Origin of the sequence: Rhodococcus sp. YH3-3 (genome assembly GCF_001653035.1) — a bacterium.
Classification (GTDB): Bacteria; Actinomycetota; Actinomycetes; order Mycobacteriales; family Mycobacteriaceae; genus Rhodococcus_F; species Rhodococcus_F qingshengii.
On record NZ_BCWH01000002.1, the window covers coordinates 259,902 to 280,967 of the forward strand.

A 21,066-nucleotide genomic window follows, 5' to 3' on the forward strand; every position below is an offset into this window, starting at 1 on the left:
AACGGACCACTGATCGGGAGAGCGGGTTCCTTGCTTGGTGGTGGGCGATCTACGTTGACGTGATCACACGCCAAGTGGACAAACGCGGATGCCGGCGCAGACGTAGCGCCACCCGCCGGGCTGAGAGACCAGGAGACTATATGACGATTCAAGCGGAAGTCACCACGATGCTTGCAACCCTCAACGCTGGATTCCCGGATGTCACCAGTGTCCCGCCGTCGGAGCTACGAACTCTGATTCGGAACCGACGTGCGCCGCTGACGGGTCTTCCCGACATGCTTTCAGTCGAGAATCACGTAATCGACGGTCCCGGTGGAGATCTGGCAATTCGCGTCTTTCGTCCGCATGGAACCTCGAACGACGTTCCTCTCGTGGTCTTCGCTCACGGGGGCGGTTTCGTGTTCTGCGATCTGGACAGTCACGACGAATTCTGTCGATCGATGGCGCAGGGAGTCGGCGCAGTAGTGGTTGCCGTCGACTATCGGTTGGCGCCGGAGCATCCGGCACCGGCAGCCCACGACGACGTCTACGCCGCGGTGGCGTGGGCCAGCGAGCATGCTGCCGAATACGGTTCCGACGCAGGTAAAATCGCACTTGTGGGCGACAGTGCGGGAGGGAACCTCGCGGCGACCGTGGCTATTGCCGCTCGGGATCGGGGTGGTCCGGAAATTGCCCTTCAGGTTCTCATCTACCCCGTGATCGACGACGACTTCGAAACCGAGTCGTATCGGCTCTACGGCACGGGTCACTACAACACCACCGCAGCGATGGAATGGTACTGGCAGCAGTACGCGCCTGAAGGTCGCGACGACGCCCGTGTGATTCCTACGCGTGCGGAGACGCTCGCCGGTCTTCCGTCGGCTGTCGTCGTGACAGCCGAACTCGATCCGCCGTGTTCGTCAGGTGACGCGTATGCGCAGATGCTCGCGACGGCTGGCGTTTCGGTGCGCCATCATCGCTTCGAAGGATTGTTCCACGGCTTCCTCACTATCCCGTCTTTGTCACTGACCGAGCCTGCGCGACAGAAGCTTTGGGCGATGACGCGCGAGGCGCTCGGTAGCGAGTAGGCAGATCACTTCACTGTCAGGAGTCTCTCGGTGAGATTGCCGAACGTGTGACAGATTCTGTCGTGGACCACTGCCTCGGGACATTCGGGGTCGAACCACCGGTCCACCACTGCCCAGTGAATCGGATGATCGAGGTACTGGGTCTGCAGTGAGCCGAGGTCGGTGAACTCCTGCTCCCAGACATGAGTCCATGGTGTGTGCCCGGTCGCTGCGTCGACTCGGCTGAGACGCCAGGCGCAGATCGACGAGATATGGGTAGGCATCCTGAGCAGATCCCGTTCGAATTCTTCGAGTACGTCCTGGGGTGTGCTGGGGGATACCCGGATGAACAGCGCTCGGTACACCTGACCGGCGGCTTCGGCGCCGGAACGTCCCGTGGTCCCGGACGAGTACTCGGCGCCGTGGAAGTGGTCGACGGTGGCGCAGCGCAGGCTGTCGTCGACCGCATCTCGGGCTGTCTGCCAAGCCATCTCGTCTTCGAACTGAAGATGGACGATCAGATCTCCGCCGTTGATGACGCCGGGAAGTGTCGTACAGACGTGACGACGTAGCGCGTTCGACGATTCGGCAACTGCGGCAATGTTCTTCACTGCAGCGGCCCACTCGTCGGCGCCCGCCCCGTTGGCGGCGTGCACGACTCTTGTCACGTTATACATTGCTCAGTCCTTCGATGTCCTTTGCTGCGGCGGCCATGGAGCGACTCCGTTCGATTATGAGCGGAGCCATTGCATCCCACCACTGTCTGAGGGTGGAGTCTCTGCGGCCCTGGCGCGTCATCGACCACCAGCCGGCCGTGCCGTCGACCGTCCAGGTGACGGTCAAGGTGTTCGGGTCTTGATCGCACCACAACGGAGGGCTGACGAGTACGTCGGCGAGTGTCATGCCGCGACGCTGTGCACTCGGCAAATACTGGTCGAGTAGCGCGTCGACGAACTGTCGACCGCATCCCGGTTTCGTGACTATCCGATCGATCACGTAGAGCGTTTCATCTGCCATTGGTGAAGATTACTTTCCCCTAACCCGTTGTGATGCTTTCGATCTCACACAGCGGGAGATAGCGAATTTGGTCATGTGCCCGGCATTTCGACACCTCCCGTCAGGCGGGAATCGTTGCTGTGCAACAGAATCGGATGATGCAACATGGCGGACAACGATTGCGTGAAATGCAGTCGAACTCAGGTCGAACACATACGTCATGTGTTCGATGTCGTGAAGTGGAAGAGCCTTGGAGGAGCAGTTGAATCACTCGCTGGTAGGGAAGACCGCGCTGGTGACCGGGAGCAGTCGAGGCATCGGCAGGGCGATCGCCAGGCGACTGGCGGCAGAGGGGGCAACCGTGGTCGTCACCGCACGGTCGACTCGGCCTACCGCGGCAGTCCGTGCCGACAGTAATGTCGTCATCGGCGGTACGTTGTCCGAGACCGTCGAGATGATCGAGTCGCAACACGGTCGTGCACTTGCCATTCCGGCCGATCTCGAGGATTCCGAGGCTCGCGACGGATTGATCGAGAAGGTCGTCTCGCGGACCGGAGGTATCGACATCCTCGTGAACAATGCCGGGTTTGCCGACTACGCGCCGATCGAGAAGATGTCGCTGGCGACGTTCGAACGGACCCTCGACCACTACATTCGCGCGCCGTTCGCCCTGTCGAAGGCAGCCATCCCCTACATGCGAGAGCGCGGCGCAGGCTGGATCGTGAACATCGGTTCCTCGACGGGACTGAATCCGATCAGGCCCTTCCGCGACTACAACAAGACGTCGGGTGACGTGATTTACGCGTCGATGAAGGCAGCACTGCACAGGTTCACACAGGGCCTCGCCGCGGAGGTGCTGGACGACAATATCGCGGTCAACTCGGTGGGGCCTTCCACTGCGATCTCGACTCCCGGCGCCGACGCACTCATTCCGGATGGATACGAAACCGAGCCCGTCGAGTATCTTGCCGAGACGGTACTGGCCATGTGTTCTCTTCCCGCGGCCGAGCGGACCGGCCTTGTAGCCTTCAGTCTTCATTTTCCCTGGTATCAGGATCTGGTCGTGAAGGCGCTCGACGGGCAAGGGCTGATGCCCAGACGTGAGCCACCGACGTGGTGCAATCCCAACATTCTGCCCGAAGGAATCTGAAGTCTTTGTCGAGCAATAGTTTCGGCGACACAACCCGAGGAGTGGAGATGTCCCACGCTGAACGCCGGTTCGGTACCGGTACGGCCGTCGTGACCGGTGCGGGGGCCGGTATCGGTGCAGGGTTCGCCCGTCACCTTGCGCGGCTGGGAATGACGGTGGTCGTTGCCGACATCGACGAGGAGCGTGCGTCGCTCGTCGCCGAGGACATTCGCGCGGCCGGTGGGAGAGCTGACGTCCATGGAGTGGACGTAGCGGATGCCGATGCCGTGAAGAGGATGGCGGACAATGTGTTCGATCGTCACGGCAGCGTCGAGTTGCTTGTCAACAATGCCGGAGTGGAGACGGCCGGGTTGCTGTGGGAAGTCAGTGGTGCGCGGTGGAGACGGTTGATGGAGATCAACGTCGACGGCGTCTTCTATTGCCTTCGTGCTTTCGTGCCATTGATGTTGAAGGTGGGTAGGCCGGCGTGTGTGGCCAATCTGTCTTCTGTCGGCGGGATCAACAGCGCCGCGGTGCAAGGACCGTACATCGTCAGTAAGTTCGCGGTGCTGGCGATGACCGAGAGCTTGCACCAAGATCTGTCGTTGGTCGACTCTCCGATTCAGGTCAGTGCTGTTGTTCCACACTCGATCCGGAGTGAGATCTTTCGTGCGGCCCAGCGTGACGCGCCGACTACGAACGTCACGGCAAACGCTGTCTTCGATGCAATGCAACAGGCGAACGTCGAATCCGGACTCGACCCGCTCGATGCCGCCGAGCACATGACCGAAGCAATAGCGCGTGGGGACTTCTGGGTGTTCTCCGACGACGACGCGTGTCGGCAGTTCACCGACCGCCGAGCCGCTCAGCTTCGAGACCTGCTACCTCCCGCCGATCCTCGCACAATGCTCACACGCATGGGCATCTCGTGAATGCGGAGCTGTTCGGAGCAGGCCTGTTCACGCGCTGCCGTTGACAGACGTCGACGCACTCTTGGGGAGGCCTGACCAACCCACCAGGCCGACCAGAGCGAAAGCTACGGCGGCAGTGACGAAGGTGACGGTGAAGGCGGATTCGCTGGGCAGAGCGGATACGCCCTCTGGCAGGTTCGCGATGGTCATCGAGGCGAGAATCGTAGTCACCACTGCACTGCCCATGGCGCTGCCGGTGGAACGGGAGATCGAGTTGATGCCGTTGGCTATTCCACTCTGGTGTCGCGGAACGCTCGACATGATGATCGCGGGCATGGCCGCGTAGCCCAGGCTCACGGCGGCGCCGATCACGATGCCGGCCCCGATGACCGACGCGGTGTGCGTGTGGTCGTACGCGAGCCAGGCGAACGGCACCGCACCACAGATGGCGGTGAGTCCCAGGACGAAGCGTGGCCCACGCACTCTGATGAGCCGCCCACCGATCGGTGCTGCGATCAGCGAGGCAATCGCACCCGGCAGCAGGAATTCCACCGACGCACGCAGAATGCTGGCGTCGAATCCGTATCCCGTGAGGGCGTGGGGAAGCTGCACGAGATAGGAGATGCCCAGGAAGTTGGCGAACATTCCGAAGCCCAGCATGACCCCCGCCAGATTCGCCATCATCACGGGCCGGTGGACGAACATTCGCATGTCGACCAGTGGTTCGTCGACGATCTTCTCGATCCAGACCCAGACTGCGAACATCACGATCGAGCCCAGGAAAACACCGATGGTCACGGGTGAGAACCAACCCCATTGGTGGCCTTGCGAAATCGACAACAGGAGCAGAAGGAGTGCAGCGCCCAGGCTCAGCGCGCCGATGACGTCGACGCGCCCGCCGCTCTTGTGCTTGGTTGCCGGAACCAGCGTGATGACGGCGACGAGGGCAAGCAACGCGAACCCGGTGGCCATCCAGAAGGCGTTGCGGTAGTCGGCATCCGGAGCCGATGTGAGAAGTCCGGTGGCTACGAGGGCGAGCCCGCTGCCGAATGCGAGAGTTCCGCTGACCAATGCCATCGCGCCGGGAAGCTTGTGTGGGCGGACCTCTTCGCGCAGGACCGACAGAGCCAGCGGGAAGATGGCGGTGGCGGTCCCCTGGAGGACGCGTCCGAGGATGAGAAGTGGCAGATTGTGTGCCAGTGCGGCGACGATCGAACCGATGACCATGACGACCAGAACGCCGACCAGCGTGCGCTTCTTGCCGTGCTGATCGCCGTAGCGGCCCAACAGGGGAGTGAAAACGGCGGCCGACAGCAACGTCGCCGTCGTCACCCAACTGATGCCGGCCGCGGATGCGCCCAGATCGGACTGAATACGCCCCAAAATCGGGACGGGCAGTGTCTGCATCATCGAGACGATCATCGCGGCCAGGCTGAGCGCTCCGATGATGACGGCCTCGCGGCGCGGCGATGTTACGACGGATACATCCGGGGTGTCGTGGACCGTTGGCTGCGCAGCGCTGTCGGTCGTCACTGAATTCGTCAAGTGGGTCCTTCTCGGGAATTACAAGAGAAAATGCTTAATGTGGCGAAGTAATTTTCTCTGGATGGTAAGTCCGCGAGATCGATCCCGTCAATGCTGGTCAGTGAGCCCCTGGGGCCAGCTCGGTGTATTCAGGACCAACTCGGCGTGTTTCGGACTAGAAGGGGTAGACCGGGAGTGCGCTCTGCGCAGTCACCCACTGCGTTTCGGTGAAGGCGTCGAGGTTTGCGCCGATACCGCCGACACGGCCACCGTTACCCGAAGACGCCATGCCGCCGAACGGGATGACTGCTTCGTCGCCGACGGTCTGATCGTTGATGTGTACGAGGCCGGTGGGGATCTGTTGAGCGAGTTCGAGTCCGCGCATGGCGTCGGAGGTCAGAATGCCCAGTGACAGTCCGTACTCGGAATCGTTGGCTATGGCGACGGCCTGTTCGACGGTGGCGAAGGAGGTGACCGGTGCGACTGGCCCGAAGACTTCGTCGGCGAAGGCCGGGGCGGTCAGTGGGGTGTCGGCCAGCACGGTGGGCCGGTAGAAGAGATCCTCGTAGGTGCCACCGGCTGCCAGTTTTGCTCCGGCCGCGATGCTTCCGGTGACCAGGGAGTGGATGTGGTCGCGTTGTCCGGAGTCGATGATGGGTCCGAGTGCGACCTGACCGGTGAACGGGTCGCCTACCGGAAGCTTGTCGGCGCGTTCGGCAAGGAGTGCGGTGTAGTCGGCGGCGATGCTTTCGTGGACGAGCTGGCGGCCGGTGGTCATGCAGATCTGCCCCTGGTGCATGAAGGATCCGAAAGCGCCTACAGATGCGGCCTTTTCGAGGTCGACGTCGTCCATGACGATCAGTGCGTTGTTTCCCCCGAGTTCGAGGTGTGCTCGTTTGAGATGGCGGCCCGCCAGTTCACCGACAGCGCGTCCTGCCCGGGTCGACCCGGTGAATGCGATGACGCGAACGCTCGGATGAACCACGATTGCCTCACCGGCGTCAGCGCCACCCGGCAGCATGCCGAACACTCCGGCAGGCAGACCGGCTTCTTCGAAGATGCGGGCAAGAACCACACCGCCACAGATCGCCGTGCGCGGATCAGGCTTGAGGATCACCGAATTGCCCAGTGCCAGTGCGGGAGCGACTGCACGGATCGACAGAATGATCGGGAAGTTGAACGGTGCGATGACGCCGACGGTGCCGACGGGGACGCGACGAGAGAAGCTCAGCCGCGGTTGCTCCGAGCGCAGCACCTCGCCGACGGGGTGTGCGGCCAAAGCTGCTGCGTTGTAGCACTCTTCGGCAGCGGTGTGGGTTTCCAGTCCGGCTTTGGCGGGAATGCTGCCGGCCTCGCGGATTACCCATTCGCCGATTTCGTCGGCGTACCGCTCGAACAGTTGACCGGCGCGGCGTAGAACGGCGGCTCGTTCGGTGTACGGCCTTGCTGCCCAATCCTTCTGAGCGGCAGTAGCTTTTGTTGCAGCGGCTGCCACGTCGTCTGGTGTTGCCATGCCGACCGTCGTCAACTGCTTGCCGGTGGCCGGCTCGACGACAATACGATCGTCGGCGCTACCGCGAACCCATTCGCCGTCGAAGATCTTCGATTCCCACACAGGTTCGCTCAGCAAACGCGTCATGGCCGCTCCTCGGTAAAGGGATGCAACCGCGCGCCGCATCACATGGTTGTGGACCACGTTGCTCCGTGAGGGGAGTCGATCGCCATCGCACTTTCACTCAGTGAAAGACGGATTCATGGCGTCCTTGAGCGCTTGGATCAGATCGGCGAACTCGGTCGAGTGGGTGGCGCCGCTGCGGGTCACTCCCGAGACGGGAATTCGCAAGCGGCCGTTCGATTCTCGCATGAAGCTGATGCCGGCGCGTGGAGATTCGCCTGCGGTGATCGAATACAGCAGGGTCCAGGCGCGCGGGTTGGTGATCACGTCCAGCGTGGCTGTGTGATCGCTCGGAATTGCAGGGCCCAGTTGGACGCGTCGATCTATCTCGCGGAACGCGTCCTCGACCACCTTGTGAATGAGCACCTGGCTTTGGCGCGGCGGCAGGAGCAGGGGGTATGCGGCCAGATCATTGAGGTCGACGCTTTGCTGGCCGGCCAGGGGGTGCCGGCTCGACATGACGACCAGGAGATCTTCGACGCCGAGGTCCAAGGGTTCGAGTCCGGGGCGGTCGACGCCGCCGCGAATCAGCGCGATGTCGGCGTCACCGGAGGCCACGGCGTCCATGCGGTGGGCAAAACTCTTGATGACGAACTCGACGTCCAGGTCCGGATGAAGTTCGCGCACGTGTGCGATGGCGTCCAGCGTCTGAGCGGCGAAGCTCATGTTTCCGGTGATCCGGATCCGGGCTCGTGGGTCCCGTGCGACGGAGTAGGCCATCGTTTCGAGGCTGAGGACTTGCTGCGCGATGGGCACGAGTCGCGATCCTGCCGGGGCAAGGCGAACGGCTCGGGTCGAGCGTTCGAAGAGTGTCGCGCCAAGCTCCTTCTCCAGTCGGGCGACCTGATGGCTGATCGCCGACTGCGAGATGAAGCAGCGCTCGGCAGCGCGACTGAAGCTCAGTTCCTCGCTCACGACGAGGAAGTACTTGAGTTGGCGGAAGTCCATGAGGACAGCTTACTTATGAGCAATCGAGATAACAGTCTTGCGAATACTCCAGCTAGCTGGACCCGACCCATGATCAGTCCATACCGTAATAGTCATACTTTCAATTTGGTTGAGGAGATTTGTTGTGGATAGAACAGCTGCGGGTCGCGCTGACATCGACGCGACTGGACACGAGCAGACTCAGGTAGTCATCGTCGGTTCGGGATTCGGAGCCCTCGCCGCGGCCAAGACCCTCGCGAAGTCCAAGACGCCGTTCGTCCTCATCTCCGCCACCACCGAGCACCTCTTCCAGCCGCTGCTCTACCAGGTGGCGACGGGCGTTCTGTCGGCAGGCGAAGTTGCTCCGCCCATCCGCACGATCCTGCAGAAGTACCCCAACGCCGACGTGCGTCTCGGTCGCGTCGTCGAGGTCAACGCCGAAGAGAACACCGTCGTCTACGAGGCTTCGGGCACCCGCCACACTCTCGGATACCGCTCGCTCATCGCAGCCACCGGTGCCACCCAGGCGTACTTCGGTCATGACGAGTTCGAAAAGGTCACCTACAAGCTCAAGACCGTCGAGGATGCCGAGGTCCTGCGTAAGCAGATCCTGCGTTGCTTCGAAGAGGCTCACACCACCAACGACGCGCTGGTTCGCCGCAACCTGCTCAGCTTCGTTGTCGTCGGTGCAGGCGCGACCGGCGTCGAGCTCGCCGGACAGATCAAGGAACTGGCGCGTCGCTACTTCGCCAAGTCCATCAACAACATCAGCGCCGACGAGGTCACGGTCACCATGGTCGAGGGCGCGGGCGTTGCGCTTCCGGCCTTCGGCGGCAAGCTCAGTGAGTACACACAGGCCTCGCTCGAGAAGTCGGGTGTCGAGGTTGTTCTCAACACTATGGTCACCGCCATCGACGAGCACGGTGTCACCGTCTCTTCGACAAAGACCAAGGAAGAGAAGCGCATCGACGCCGAGACCGTCATCTGGTCGGCCGGTGTTCGCGCCAACGACTTCGCAGCAGTGCTCGGCGAGGCGACCGGTTGTGAGAGTGACCGTGCAGGTCGTCTGCTCATCAATCCGGACTTGACCGTCGGCGGGTTTGCCAACGTCTTTGCCATCGGCGACATGACTTCGCTGAACGGTCTGCCTGGTCAGTCGCCCGTTGCAATGCAGGGTGGACGTCACGCAGCGAAGACTGTGAACGGAAAGGTCAAGGCCGGAACGCCTTTCAAATACTTCGACAAGGGCAGCATGTCGATCATCAGCCGATTCAGCGCTGTGTGTCGCGTCCGCAAGGTCGAGTTCAAGGGCACGATCGCCTGGTTCATGTGGCTGGCCGTGCACGTGATGTATCTGGTGGGCTTCCGCAACCGGTATGTCGCTGTGATGTCGTGGTTCGGTTCGTTCATCGGTCACCGTCGTCCGCACTTCCACTACGCGCAGGAGCCGATGAAGATCGAGGCCACGCCGCCGGTGACCGAACGCGAACCGGAATTGGCGCACTCCGCGTAGCTCCGCACCGCCTGAACACGTTTCGCCTGATGTCAGTCACACTGTGTGAATGGCATCAGGCGAGCGTTCGTTGATCGGCCGGGCATTTATCGTGCTCGGTGCCTTCGACGCGAAATCGCCGCGGTTGACGCAGTCGGAGATCAGTCGTCGCAGCGGTTTGCCTCTGCCCACCGTCCATAGACTGTGTGGGCAGTTGGTGGCTGAGGGCGCACTCGAGCGTCGGAGTGACGGCAAGTACCAGGTCGGAGTCCGGTTGTGGGAGATCGGCGCTCTCGCTCCCGGCGCTCACGGCCTACGGCAGGTGGCGTTGCCGTTCCTCGAAGACCTGTACGAGGTCACCCGAGAGAACGTGCAGTTGGTCGTTCGTGAGGGCACCGAGGCTCTGTACCTCGAGCGCTTGTCCTCGCGTAGCGCCGTCACCGTGGTCGGCCGTGCCGGCGGAAGATTGCCGTTGCACGCGTCCAGCGGTGGATTGATTCTCCTCGCGCACGGCGGAACCGAGCTTCTCGACGACGTCCTTCGCGCCGGCCTCGAGTCGTTCACTCCCAAAACCATTACTTTCGAGCGGATTTTGCGAGCAACTCTCGACGAGATCAGGCGCGCCGGATTCGTGGTCTGTCGCGAGTATCTGAACGTCGGAACCCTTGCCGTCGCCGCTCCTGTCCGCGAAGCCGGGGGCAGTGTCGTGGCAGCGGTCTCGACAGTTGTTCCGGTGGAGCAGGATCCGGCTCCTTTACTGCCGGCGTTGGTCGCGGCCGCCCGTGGAATATCACGCGGGCTTGGTAGCGGTGGGTTTCGATAGCTCGTTTCGGTCTTTCACTGAGTGAAATTGCAGCTGTTCAGAGGAGTGATCGTGGTCGAGGGTGGTCTCAATCGTCACTCACCTCAGGAGCTCTCTGTATGTCTTCTTCACGCACCCAGGTCGGAATCGTCGGTGGTGGTCCCGCCGGGTTGATGCTCTCGCATCTGTTGCATCTGAAGGGAATCGATTCGGTTGTCCTGGAATGCCGCACCCGCGAAGAGGTAGAAGGCACCATTCGTGCCGGCGTGCTCGAACAGAACACGGTTGATCTCATGGTCGAGACCGGACTCGGTGATCGACTGAAGCGGGAGGGCCTCGAACATCACGGAATCGAGTTGCGATTCGGTGGACGAGGGCACCGAATCGCGTTCGACGAACTGACCGACGGGCGAGCAGTCACGGTGTATCCGCAACACGAGGTGCTCAAGGATCTGATCGCGCGGCGTCTCGCTGACGGCGGGGACATTCGATTCGGAGTGTCCGACGCGCAAGTACACGATCACGAATCGGATCGCCCGAGTATCACTTTTGTCGACTCGGACGGAAATGATCAGAAGCTCGAGTGCGCCCTGGTGGCCGGTTGCGACGGTTCACGCACCGGAACGCGAAAGCTGATTCCCGAACCGTCGATCCGAACGGATCATTTCCGCCAGTATCCCTTCGCGTGGTTCGGCATCCTGGCCGAGGCGCCGCCGTCGTCCGAAGAACTGATCTATGCCAACCATGAGCGCGGGTTTGCACTGATCAGCACACGGACGCCCGAGGTACAGCGTCATTACCTTCAGGTCGATCCGGACGACTCCGTGGACAACTGGTCCGACGATCGAATCTGGGACGAGCTGCACATGCGCGTCGACGGTGAGGGGGCGGAGATCAAGGACGGCAGGATCTTTCAGAAGTCGATCCTCCAGTTCCGCAGCTTCGTGTGTGAGCCGATGCAGCACGGCAACCTGTTTCTTGCAGGGGATGCGGCGCACACCGTGCCGCCGACCGGCGCGAAGGGAATGAATCTCGCGATCGCCGACGTCTACGCACTGGCGAAGGCAATGGACGGTTTCTTCACCTCGTCCGACCGAAAGATGCTGGACGGGTACACCGAAACGGTGTTGCCGCGTGTGTGGCGGACGCAGCACTTCTCGTGGTGGATGTCGTCGATGCTCCATCGCTTGCCAGACGACAGCGGTTTCGGGCATCGCCGACAGTTGGCCGAGTTGGACATGGTCACGCGTTCCGTGGCGGGACGAACGCTGATCGCCGAGAACTACGTCGGAACTCCCTTGCATCAGTAGGCCGATTCGCAGGTTGCACGGTGCGAAATCAGGGGGAGTGGGGTGCCAGGTGTCACCAGGACCCCGAAGTTCTTGGTATGTGTCCGCCTGGCGGGAAGCCGCCGAGCCGAAGTAGCGGGAGCTTTGTAACCTCGAACACGTCCTTGTCCAACCGAGGGTGGCTGATGCTTCGACCGCACTGCGGGGGAGTTGTCGTATGACTGAGCGTTGCAAGAAGTGACTGTTCAGGATCCACTGTCTCCCAAGCCGATCGGTGCGAACCGACTTCGAGCTCATCGAGGCACTTCAGTCGCTCCGGTCAACTGAACAGAGGGATCTTCCGATGAAGTTCAGCCTCGCCGTGGCGATGATTCCCCTCTCTCAACTCGTTGCACTTGCGAAAGTGGCCGAAGAATGCGGCTTTTCTTCGATCACGATGCCCGACTCACTGTTCTTTCCCGAGCGGGGCGCTACCGGGTATCCGTATACCGCTGACGGTGTGCGGATGTGGGACGCGAAGACACCATTTGTAGACCCCATGATTGCCGCGGCCTTCATGGGACCCGGAACGTCGAAGATTCGCTTTTATCCGCAGGTGCTCGAGCTCAGCTCACGCAATCCTCTGCTGCTGGCAAGCCAGGTGGGGTCGGTCGCGAATCTGACAGGAGGCCGCTTCGGTCTCGGGGTCGGTGTGGGCTGGGCGCCAGAGGAATTCGAGTGGTGCGGCGCTTCCCCCAAGGATCGAGGCCCGCGAGTCGACGAGATGCTCGAGGTACTGCGACTGGTTCTAGGCGGCGGTATGGTCGAACATCACGGCAAGTTCTTCGACTTCGACAGGCTGCAGATGAGCCCGGCGCCGATCGATCCCGTCCCCATCTACATCGGAGGACATTCCGCGGCCGCATTGCGCCGTGCAGCGCGAGTGGGTGACGGTTGGACCTCGGCTACAGTCTCTTTCGCTGATCTGCAAGCTCTCATCGCGAGGATCGGCGTCCTGCGGGTCGAGTACGGGCGCGCCGAGTCCCCGTTCGAAATTCAGGCCGTCTGCGCCGATCGCTTCGGTCTCGACGGCTCCCTGGAACTGGCCGATAGCGGAGTGACGGAATCGATCGTCATTCCTTGGGCCATGTACGGCCTCGGGTTCGACTGCGACCTGGAAGCGAAGAAAGATACGGTACGCAGGTTCTCCGAGGAAGTCATCTGCAAATTCTGAATTCACGTAGCGCACCCGTGCTGCAATGACCCGTGTGCGGGGATCAATCCGTATGCGGGCGTTGCGGCTCCAACATCCGTTCGCGCAGACTGTCGTAGATAGGTGCCGACCCTGCCGACGTGGTGACGAATACCGCTGCCGCAGTGGCAGCGAGCATCGGGACCAGCGTCGACGTCACCGCGGTCATTTCGACCACGATCACGATGCCGGTGAACGGTGCGCGTACTACGGCGCCGAAGAAGGCCGCCATACCGACGGTGGCCATGGTGACCGTGAGCCCGGCGTCCACTCCGGGCACGAAGCTCGACAGTCCGGTGAAGATCGACCCCCAGAGCGCGCCGAGAGCGAGTAAGGGAGCGAACAGTCCGCCGGGAGTTCCAGCGGCATACGAGAGCGGGCCGGTGAAGAACCGAACCACCAAGTACAGCAGCAGGATCGGCAGTACGAAGGTCCTTCCGCCGACGATCATCTGTGCAAGAACGTCGCCGCCCCCACTGGCCAACGGGTCGAGGAACAGCGTCAGGCCGATGACGGCGCCGATCGTTGCGCCGATGACAGTCGGTGGGATCTTGTCGAGCCGTGCCACGATGTCGAGTAGTCCTAGAATCAGGCGGTTGTACGCAATACCCAGTAGCCCCGTGAGGATTCCGAAGACGACGAACAGTGGCAAGAATGCGAGTTGCGGTGTCGGGACGGTGCCGACCTCGAAATCGGGTTGATCACCGATGACGATCCGTGCACAGCCCACCGCCACTGAAACACCGAAAAGCGTTGGCAGCACGGTGCGCAGCCGGAACGAGTGCGTCACCTCCTCGCAGACGAACAGTGCCCCCGCGATCGGCGCGTTGAATGCGACAGCGAGACCTGCTCCGGCCGCGGATGTTTGCAGCATGGCGACGTCGGGTTCGGTGAGGCGGGCTCGCCGTCCCGCTTCTGCTCCGATCGCCGCACCCATGTGTACGGTGGGGCCTTCACGGCCGAGAACCAGACCGGAGCCGATCGCCAAGAGGCCGCCGATGAATCTGGCGGGCACGAGATTGATTCCCGGCGGTTTCGCTTCACCGCGGGACACCGCCTCGACGTGCTGGATGCCGCTTCCCTTTGCGAGGGGCACTCGTCTGACGATCAGTACGGCAAGTACGGTGCACAGGGCCACCAGGAGGACCGGCACGAGCCACCCGACGTACGGAACGTGATGCGCCCAGTTCACGATCGCCTGACGAAGTTCGTCGGCCCTGATCAGACACCAACGGAACGCGCCGCCGACAAATCCGACCCCGACGCCGGCGACCGCAGCGAGTAGACACAGCAAACCCAGTCCGCGGTTGGAGTCACGCGGTTCGGTGCCGCCATCGTCCTCGGTCATCGTGATCAGCCCTACCTGATGGTCACAACTCGCGACAGGTGAATTGAGCTTCCTCATCTTGGACGGTAACCCATCCCGCTACCCGCAGGGTCGGATCGAGGTTGTGCAGCCTGGTCACAATTCGACAAGCAGGCTGATTCCGAGAACCGCCATCATCACGGCGATCAGAGCATCGAGAACCCGCCAGGCGTTGGGTTTCGCAAAAAGCGGCGTCAGCAGACGTGCGCCGTAACCGAGGGCGCCGAACCAGACCACACTTGCCGTGATGGCACCGACGGCAAACCACCAACGTCCGATCTCGCCGCGACCGTTGGCGATAGAACCCATGAGCACCACGGTGTCGAGGTACACGTGTGGATTGAGCCAGGTGAGAGCCAATGCCATCGTGACGGCGGCAAGCCTCGACCCGTTGCCATGTCGATCCGGTGCCAACGTCTGGGGGTGAAGTGCCCGCTTGGCGGCGAAGAGCGAATAGCTGAGGAGGAAAACGGCGCCGGCGATACGAACGAACGTGATCATCGACGGTGCGTGTTCGAGGAGGGTCCCGATTCCGCCGACGCCCGCGAGGATCAGAATTGCGTCTGACAACGCGCACACTGCGACGATCGGGAGTACGTGCGATCGCGTCAGGCCTTGACGAAGAACAAACGCATTCTGGGCGCCGATTGCGACGATCAAAGACAGTCCGACCCCGAAACCGACGAGGGCCGACGCAGGGTCGTTGGTGCTGAGCATGTTGTCGAGCCTGCCGCGCAGATATCATTCAGTCCAGCTAATGATTCTAAGGGCACATCAGAGTAGCTTCAGATTATGTTGGATTTCGAGCAACTGAGGGCATTGCACGCCGCGGTCGACGAGGGAACCTTCGAGGCGGCGGCGCGGAAACTACACATCACGCCTTCGGCGGTCAGCCAACGAATCAAAGGTCTCGAGACCTCGGTTGGCCGGATCCTGGTGCAGCGCACCAAACCCGTCCAGGTCACCGATTCCGGGAGAGAAGTCCTGCGTCTTGCACGTCAGATAGACGCTTTGTCGCGTGACACCGTGCGAGAGCTCGGCCTTGAAAATGGTTCAGGGATGTTTGCGCGTGTCTCGATCGCGGTCAATGCCGATTCGCTGTCCACCTGGGTTCTCGGGGCCCTCGCGGAGTTCACGCAAGAAGTCAGTTTCGATTTTCATCTCGACGATCAAGACCACACCACCGAACTGCTGCGCGACGGTTCGGTCATGGCTGCCGTCACGTCTGTTGCGTCACCGATTCAAGGGTGTACCTCCAGTCGGTTGGGCATCATGCGGTATCGGCCGATGGCGAGTGCGGAGTTCTGCCGTCGTTGGTTCGCAGACGGTGTCACGGCCGAATCCCTTTCGGAGGCACCGCTGGTTGTGTTCAATCGCAAGGATCTACTGCAGGATCGCTACCTCGATCAAAAGGTCGGCCACCCCGCCGATCCGCCCCGTCATCTTGTTCCTTCATCGGCAGACTTCGCGGACGCCGTCAGGCGGGGATACGGCTGGGGATTGATACCGGACCTGCAGCGCGGCGACGACGATCGCTCCGGCGTGCTGATCGGATTCGATCCGGACTTCGTGGACGACGTTCCGCTGTACTGGCAGCAGTGGAAACTGTCGTCACCTGTCTTGCGCCGGATCTCCGAGGTGGTGACCAGACGCGCCCACGAGGTGTTGCATCAGCCGTCGAGCTGATGTGCACCGCACGGGCGGTGTTGTGCTCAGGCGCTGTTGTGCTCAGGGAACAAAGAACCTGGACAAGTTGATCCCCTGGGACCGTTTCTTCGGCCGCAGGACGCCGATAGTGTTTTGAGTCACACACGAATGAAAGGTGCTGACTCTCGTGGCGAACATCGGATATCTGGCTTGGGATCTTGCAGAGAAGTACGGGCAGAAGCCGTGCTTGCGGGACGACCACGTCGAACTCACGTATGAAGAGTTCGCAGATCGCACGGAAGCTGTTGCCGCGCAATTGGCCGGACTCGGAATCGGCCTCGGTGACGTGGTGGCGATCATGCTGCCCAATCGCGTCGAGTTGCTGATCGCGATCATGGCCGCCTGGCGCATCGGTGCTGCCGCTACACCCATCAATCCGATGTTCACCGCGAACGAAGCGGACTACCAGATCGCGGACTCCGGGGCCGAGTTGGTCATCACCGCCACTGCCGACGCACCCTCGGGCGGCCGCGCAGTGTTGGCCGTCGAGGATCTGGCGACAGTGCCGCCGACCGATCCCCGACCCGGAATCGATGTTGCAGCAGACGATCTGGCGTTGCTCATCTACACCAGCGGCTCCACCGGACGGCCCAAGGGAGTGATGCTGACTCATGCCAACCTGCAGTTCATGGCTTCGTCGATGGGCAAGAACATCGGTGTCACCGGCGCGGATCACTGCCTGCTGATTCTGCCGCTGTTCCATGTCAACGCGATCTGCGTCAGCGTCTTGACGCCCTTGCTTGTCGGCGGACAGGTGAGTGTCACCGGGAAGTTCTCGGTTTCGAGATTCTTCGACGACGTCGCGCGGCTTCGCCCCACGTATTTCTCGGCGGTGCCGGCAATCTACGCGATGCTGACCTCACAGCCGGAAGACCCTTCGATCGACACGTCGTCCTTGAGGTTTGCCGTGTGCGGTGCGGCGCCGATCAGCAAGGAACTCCTCGAACGCGCTGAGCAGCGTTTCGGTTTCGTGATCGTGGAAGGTTACGGACTCACCGAGGGGACCTGTGCGTCGGCCTGCAATCCTGTGGACGGCGTGCGCAAACTCGGTACGGTCGGCCCGGCGTTGCCCGGCCAGCAGATTTCCATTCTTGCCGAGGACGGAACCTTTGCGCCCGCCGGGACTGCCGGAGAGGTGGTCATCAAGGGTGGCAACGTGATGCGTGGCTATCTGGGTAAGCCGGAGGAAACTGCGAAGACCGTCAAGGATGGTTGGTTGCATACCGGTGACGTCGGAGTCCTCGACGAGGACGGCTACCTGACCCTGGTCGATCGCATCAAGGACATGATCATCCGTGGGGGAGAGAACATCTACCCCAAGGAGATCGAAAACTCGCTCGCTACGCACCCTTCCGTGCTCGAGGCAGCCGTCATCGGCGCTCCGCACCAGGTCTACGGAGAGGTGCCAGTTGCCTATGTTGTCGCCTACCCCGATGCGCCCGTCACCGAAGACGAACTGCTCGAACATGTCACGGCCTTGCTCACCCGAGTAAAGGTGCCAGTGGCGATCTACGTCGTCGATGCGCTTCCCCGAAACCCGGTGGGCAAGATCGACAAACCTGGAATGAGACGAGCTCTGAGCGCAACTCCCGCTCACTAGTCACTTCCCCGTAGTACCAGCACAACTCGACGACGTCCGTCGAGTCGATCCGTCATGCCCACATTCCGTATTTCAGGAGCACATCATGGGATTCAAAGAAGGAAACTTCCCTCCCGTCGATCCGGCAACGTTCATGGACAAGCCGTTTCTCGAGCGTCTGCGTGACATGTCCACGCACTGGGTGGATTACGGCTTCGGTACGCCGAAGATGGTCCACACCGTCTACATCATGAAACTGTTGTTCCTTTACCTGGCAGCTGGAACAGCCGTTGCCACTTTGACTTCCGGCCTCTCGTGGTTCGACATCGGATCGTGGTGGAACCAGCCGATCGTCTACCAGAAACTCATCATCTGGACGATGATGCTCGAGATGCTGGGCTTGGCAGGATCCTGGGGGCCGCTCGCCGGCCACTTCAAGCCGATGACCGGTGGAGTTCTCTACTGGCTCCGCCCCGGCACCATTCGTCTGCCACCGTGGCCGGGCAAGGTGCCGCTCACCTCGGGTGACACCCGCACGGTGTTCGACGTCTTCATCTATGTCGCCGCAGTCGCCAATCTCCTTGTTGCCGCTGTTCTCCCCGGTGTTCACACCACAGGAATCGACTCGGCAATCGCTGACAATGCCGGACTGGTGCGCCCGACGGTCTTGTACTCCTTCCTGGTACTCATGGTGATTCTCGGGTTGCGGGACAAGGTGCCCTTCATCGCTGCCCGTAGTGAGCAGTACCTGCCGGCGATCTTCTTCTTCACATTCCTGCCGTTCGTCGACATGATCCTGGCGCTCAAACTGCTGATCGTCATGGTGTGGATCGGTGCCGGTGTCTCGAAGTTCGGTCGCCATTTCTCGCTGGTGGTTCCTCCGATGCTCAGCAATACCCCGTGGATCCCGTCGAAGAAGATCAAGCGCGCCCACTACCGGAATTTCCCGGAGGATCTGCGGCCTTCACACCTGGGCGGCGGCGTCGCACACGTGGCCGGAACGATGGTCGAAATCGTCACCCCGTTGATACTGCTGTTCTCGACGAACAAAACCCTCACGATCCTCGCCGTGATCCTCATGGTCGGATTCCATCTGTTCATCGCGTCGACCTTCCCGCTTGCCGTCCCACTCGAATGGAATCTTCTGTTCGCCTACGCCTCGGTCTTTCTGTTCCTGGGATTCCCGGCATGGGACGGCTACGGACTCGGCGCCATGTCCTCACCGTGGATTACCGCGGGAATTGTTGCAGCCCTAGCCTTCTTCCCCATTCTCGGAAACCTTCGACCCGATCTGGTGTCCTTCCTGCCGTCGATGCGCCAGTACGCCGGCAACTGGGCATCCGCGACGTGGGCATTCGCGCCGGGCGCTGAAGCCAAGATCGACCAGTTCATCAAGCGTCCGTCGCCGGATACGCGCAATCAGTTGATGACGATGTACCCCGAAGATGTGTCCGATGTCGTTCTGCATCAGCTGTTGGGCTGGCGTTCCATGCACAGCCAGGGGCGTGCGCTGTTCTCTCTGATGATCAGGCACCTCGGCGACGACATCAACACGTACTCACTGCGGGAAGCAGAGTTCATGTGCAACTCCATCGTCGCCTTCAACTTCGGTGACGGGCACCTGCACGACGCGAAGTTGATCGCAGCCATTCAGCGTCGCTGCAATTTCGCACCCGGTGAGTTCCTGGTGACCTGGATCGAATCGCAGCCCATCCACAAGGGAACGCAGGAGTACCAGGTGATCGATGCCGCTCTCGGTGTCATCGAACGAGGTACTTTCAAGGTCGCCGACGCAGTCGCCGAACAGCCGTGGTTGCCGAACGGGCCCATTCCGTTCGACGTTCAGTGGACACTGGACGTACGGGCCGACCGCGCGGCAACGGATCCGCAGGTTGTCTCCGAACCGAAGATGCGTACGAGGGTCAGCGGTAGCGAGCAAGAGGTGAGTAAGTGACAAAGGCCGTAGTCGTCGGCAGCGGGCCCAATGGGCTCGCTGCCGCGGTACACCTCGCACGTAGCGGTGTGGACGTGCAGGTGCTCGAGGCTGCCGACCAGATCGGCGGAGGCACCCGCTCCGGTCCGATCGACGTGCCGGGGTTGATCCATGATCACTGCTCGGCGTTTCACCCGATGGGTATCGGCTCGCCGTACCTGTCCAAGCTGGACCTCGAGCGATACGGGCTGATCTGGAGATGGGCAGAGGTGGACTGCGCGCATCCGCTCGACAACGGGGACGCCGGGGTCCTGTACCGCTCGCTGGAGCAGACGGCTGCGGGGCTCGGCGCTGACGGGCCGCGATGGCAACGCATGTTCGGTGACTTGTCGACTGGGTTCGATGCGCTGGCGTCCGATCTGATGCGCCCGATCGTCAATGTTCCGCACCATCCGCTGCGGCTCGCAGCTTTCGGTCCGCGAGCGCTGCTTCCGGCAACGGTGACCGCGAAGTTGTGGAAGACGGACAAGGGGAAGGCGCTGTTCGGCGGGGTTGCCGCACACGCCTTCTATCCACTCAACCGTCCGGCCACCTCGGCGGTGGGATTGATGATCACTGCTGCTGGTCACCGCTACGGTTGGCCGGTTGCCGAGGGAGGTTCGCGGTCGATCACCGACGCGATGGCTGCGATGCTCCTCGATCACGGCGGCAAGATCGACACCAGCGTTCGGGTTCGTACGGTCTCCGAGATTCCGGACGCCGATGTTGTTCTGCTGGATGTCAATCCGGGGGGTGCGCTCGAAATTCTGGGCGATCGACTCCCTGGTCGAGTGGCGAGGGCCTATCGAAAGTTCAAGCAGGCTCCCGGAGCATTCAAGGTCGATTTTGCGATCGAAGGTCATGTGCCGTGGACCAATCCGGACTGTGGTCGGGCCGGAACTGTGCATCTGGCAGGTGGTTTCGACGAAATCGTGGCCGCTGAGCGTGAGACGAATTCAGGCCGTATGCCGGACCGGCCGTTCGTGCTCCTAGGTCAGCAATACCTGGCTGATCCCACCCGATCTGCCGGGAACGTTCATCCGCTGTATGCCTATGCGCACGTGCCTCACGGTTACGCCGGCGACGCTACGGAGGCGATCATCCGTCAGATCGAGAGGTTTGCGCCAGGATTCCGGGAGCAGATTGTCGCGACGTCGAGCAGTGGTACAGCTGACCTGGCAGAGGACAATCCGAATCAGGTAGGCGGCGACATCATCGGAGGTGCCAACACCGAACTGCAGGTTGTCTTGCGTCCGCGCGTCGCAGTCGATCCGTACAGCACGGGGATCGCGGGCACTTACCTGTGCTCGGCCTCGACCCCGCCGGGTGCCGGAGCACATGGAATGTGCGGGTACAACGCAGCCGAATCGGCTCTGAAGTACCTGCGACGAAAGGGTGCGGAAGTTCTGTGAGTAGTCCA

The 21,066-nt window shown here is 61.7% G+C and carries 18 protein-coding genes; 11 read left to right on the plus strand and 7 right to left on the minus strand.

Annotated elements, in window-relative coordinates:
- The first annotated feature begins 140 nt into the window (after positions 1-140).
- Positions 141-1,067, plus strand: a complete 927-nt coding sequence (locus YH3_RS13855) for an alpha/beta hydrolase (RefSeq protein ID WP_007730522.1) — start codon at positions 141-143, stop codon at positions 1,065-1,067.
- Positions 1,068-1,072: 5 nt separating this feature from the next.
- On the opposite strand, the gene YH3_RS13860 is transcribed toward YH3_RS13855, so the two are convergent.
- Positions 1,073-1,723, minus strand: a complete 651-nt coding sequence (locus YH3_RS13860) for a Dabb family protein (protein WP_064443598.1) — start codon at positions 1,721-1,723, stop codon at positions 1,073-1,075.
- Positions 1,716-2,063, minus strand: a complete 348-nt coding sequence (locus YH3_RS13865; protein ID WP_007730530.1) for a hypothetical protein — start codon at positions 2,061-2,063, stop codon at positions 1,716-1,718. Before YH3_RS13865 ends, YH3_RS13860 begins: the two co-directional genes overlap by 8 nt.
- 241 nt (positions 2,064-2,304) lie before the next feature.
- On the opposite strand from YH3_RS13865, the gene YH3_RS13870 reads away from it, so the two are divergent.
- Together YH3_RS13870 and YH3_RS13875 are read left to right on the plus strand one after the other, a co-directional pair.
- Complete coding sequence (locus YH3_RS13870) at positions 2,305-3,192, plus strand: SDR family NAD(P)-dependent oxidoreductase (protein ID WP_030536112.1); 888 nt, start codon at positions 2,305-2,307, stop codon at positions 3,190-3,192.
- Positions 3,193-3,239: 47 nt separating this feature from the next.
- Entirely contained in the window at positions 3,240-4,103 is an 864-nt protein-coding gene (locus YH3_RS13875) for an SDR family NAD(P)-dependent oxidoreductase (RefSeq protein WP_030536111.1), read from the plus strand.
- 27 nt (positions 4,104-4,130) lie between these two features.
- On the opposite strand, the gene YH3_RS13880 is transcribed toward YH3_RS13875, so the two are convergent.
- The 3 genes from YH3_RS13880 to YH3_RS13890 form a co-directional block, all read right to left on the minus strand.
- On the minus strand, positions 4,131-5,627 hold the full coding sequence (locus YH3_RS13880) for an MFS transporter (protein ID WP_202426560.1): 1,497 nt from the start codon (positions 5,625-5,627) through the stop codon (positions 4,131-4,133).
- 154 nt (positions 5,628-5,781) lie between these two features.
- A complete protein-coding gene (locus tag YH3_RS13885; protein WP_047269441.1) occupies positions 5,782-7,245 on the minus strand; it encodes a benzaldehyde dehydrogenase in 1,464 nt (487 codons plus the stop codon).
- A 93-nt stretch (positions 7,246-7,338) separates the two neighbouring features.
- Positions 7,339-8,229, minus strand: coding sequence for a LysR family transcriptional regulator (locus tag YH3_RS13890; RefSeq protein WP_058038355.1), 891 nt, complete (start codon positions 8,227-8,229; stop codon positions 7,339-7,341).
- A gap of 124 nt (positions 8,230-8,353) precedes the next feature.
- Here YH3_RS13890 and YH3_RS13895 point away from each other — a divergent pair, with 124 nt between their 5' ends.
- The 4 genes from YH3_RS13895 (at position 8,354) to YH3_RS13910 (ending at position 13,004) form a co-directional block, all read left to right on the plus strand.
- Positions 8,354-9,721 carry an NAD(P)/FAD-dependent oxidoreductase gene (locus tag YH3_RS13895; RefSeq protein WP_064443599.1) on the plus strand — a complete coding sequence of 456 codons (1,368 nt, stop codon included), beginning with the start codon at positions 8,354-8,356 and terminating at the stop codon, positions 9,719-9,721.
- 49 nt (positions 9,722-9,770) lie between these two features.
- Positions 9,771-10,523 carry an IclR family transcriptional regulator gene (locus YH3_RS13900; RefSeq protein WP_064443600.1) on the plus strand — a complete coding sequence of 251 codons (753 nt, stop codon included), beginning with the start codon at positions 9,771-9,773 and terminating at the stop codon, positions 10,521-10,523.
- 98 nt (positions 10,524-10,621) lie between these two features.
- Positions 10,622-11,812: a 4-hydroxybenzoate 3-monooxygenase gene (locus tag YH3_RS13905; RefSeq protein WP_007730544.1), complete on the plus strand. Its 1,191-nt coding sequence runs from the start codon at positions 10,622-10,624 to the stop codon at positions 11,810-11,812.
- Positions 11,813-12,134: 322 nt separating this feature from the next.
- Complete coding sequence (locus YH3_RS13910; RefSeq protein ID WP_064444191.1) at positions 12,135-13,004, plus strand: TIGR03619 family F420-dependent LLM class oxidoreductase; 870 nt, start codon at positions 12,135-12,137, stop codon at positions 13,002-13,004.
- Between the two features lie 43 nt (positions 13,005-13,047).
- Here the strand turns inward: YH3_RS13910 and YH3_RS13915 are convergent, their stop codons facing one another.
- Both YH3_RS13915 and YH3_RS13920 read right to left on the minus strand, forming a co-directional pair.
- On the minus strand, positions 13,048-14,370 hold the full coding sequence (locus YH3_RS13915) for a ClC family H(+)/Cl(-) exchange transporter (protein ID WP_030536107.1): 1,323 nt from the start codon (positions 14,368-14,370) through the stop codon (positions 13,048-13,050).
- Between the two features lie 114 nt (positions 14,371-14,484).
- The gene (locus YH3_RS13920; protein WP_064443601.1) at positions 14,485-15,105 is read right to left on the minus strand and encodes a LysE/ArgO family amino acid transporter; all 621 of its coding nucleotides are present in this window, start codon (positions 15,103-15,105) and stop codon (positions 14,485-14,487) included.
- Positions 15,106-15,180: 75 nt separating this feature from the next.
- Here YH3_RS13920 and YH3_RS13925 point away from each other — a divergent pair, with 75 nt between their 5' ends.
- The 4 genes from YH3_RS13925 (at position 15,181) to YH3_RS13940 (ending at position 21,058) form a co-directional block, all read left to right on the plus strand.
- A complete protein-coding gene (locus YH3_RS13925) occupies positions 15,181-16,074 on the plus strand; it encodes a LysR family transcriptional regulator ArgP (RefSeq protein ID WP_007730552.1) in 894 nt (297 codons plus the stop codon).
- A 148-nt stretch (positions 16,075-16,222) separates the two neighbouring features.
- Positions 16,223-17,695: a class I adenylate-forming enzyme family protein gene (locus YH3_RS13930; protein WP_054826947.1), complete on the plus strand. Its 1,473-nt coding sequence runs from the start codon at positions 16,223-16,225 to the stop codon at positions 17,693-17,695.
- Positions 17,696-17,780: 85 nt separating this feature from the next.
- Complete coding sequence (locus YH3_RS13935) at positions 17,781-19,628, plus strand: DUF3556 domain-containing protein (RefSeq protein ID WP_042451545.1); 1,848 nt, start codon at positions 17,781-17,783, stop codon at positions 19,626-19,628.
- Positions 19,625-21,058 (plus strand): NAD(P)/FAD-dependent oxidoreductase, encoded by a 1,434-nt coding sequence (locus tag YH3_RS13940; RefSeq protein ID WP_064443602.1) that lies wholly within the window; start codon positions 19,625-19,627, stop codon positions 21,056-21,058. Before YH3_RS13935 ends, YH3_RS13940 begins: the two co-directional genes overlap by 4 nt.
- Positions 21,059-21,066: the final 8 nt, after the last annotated feature.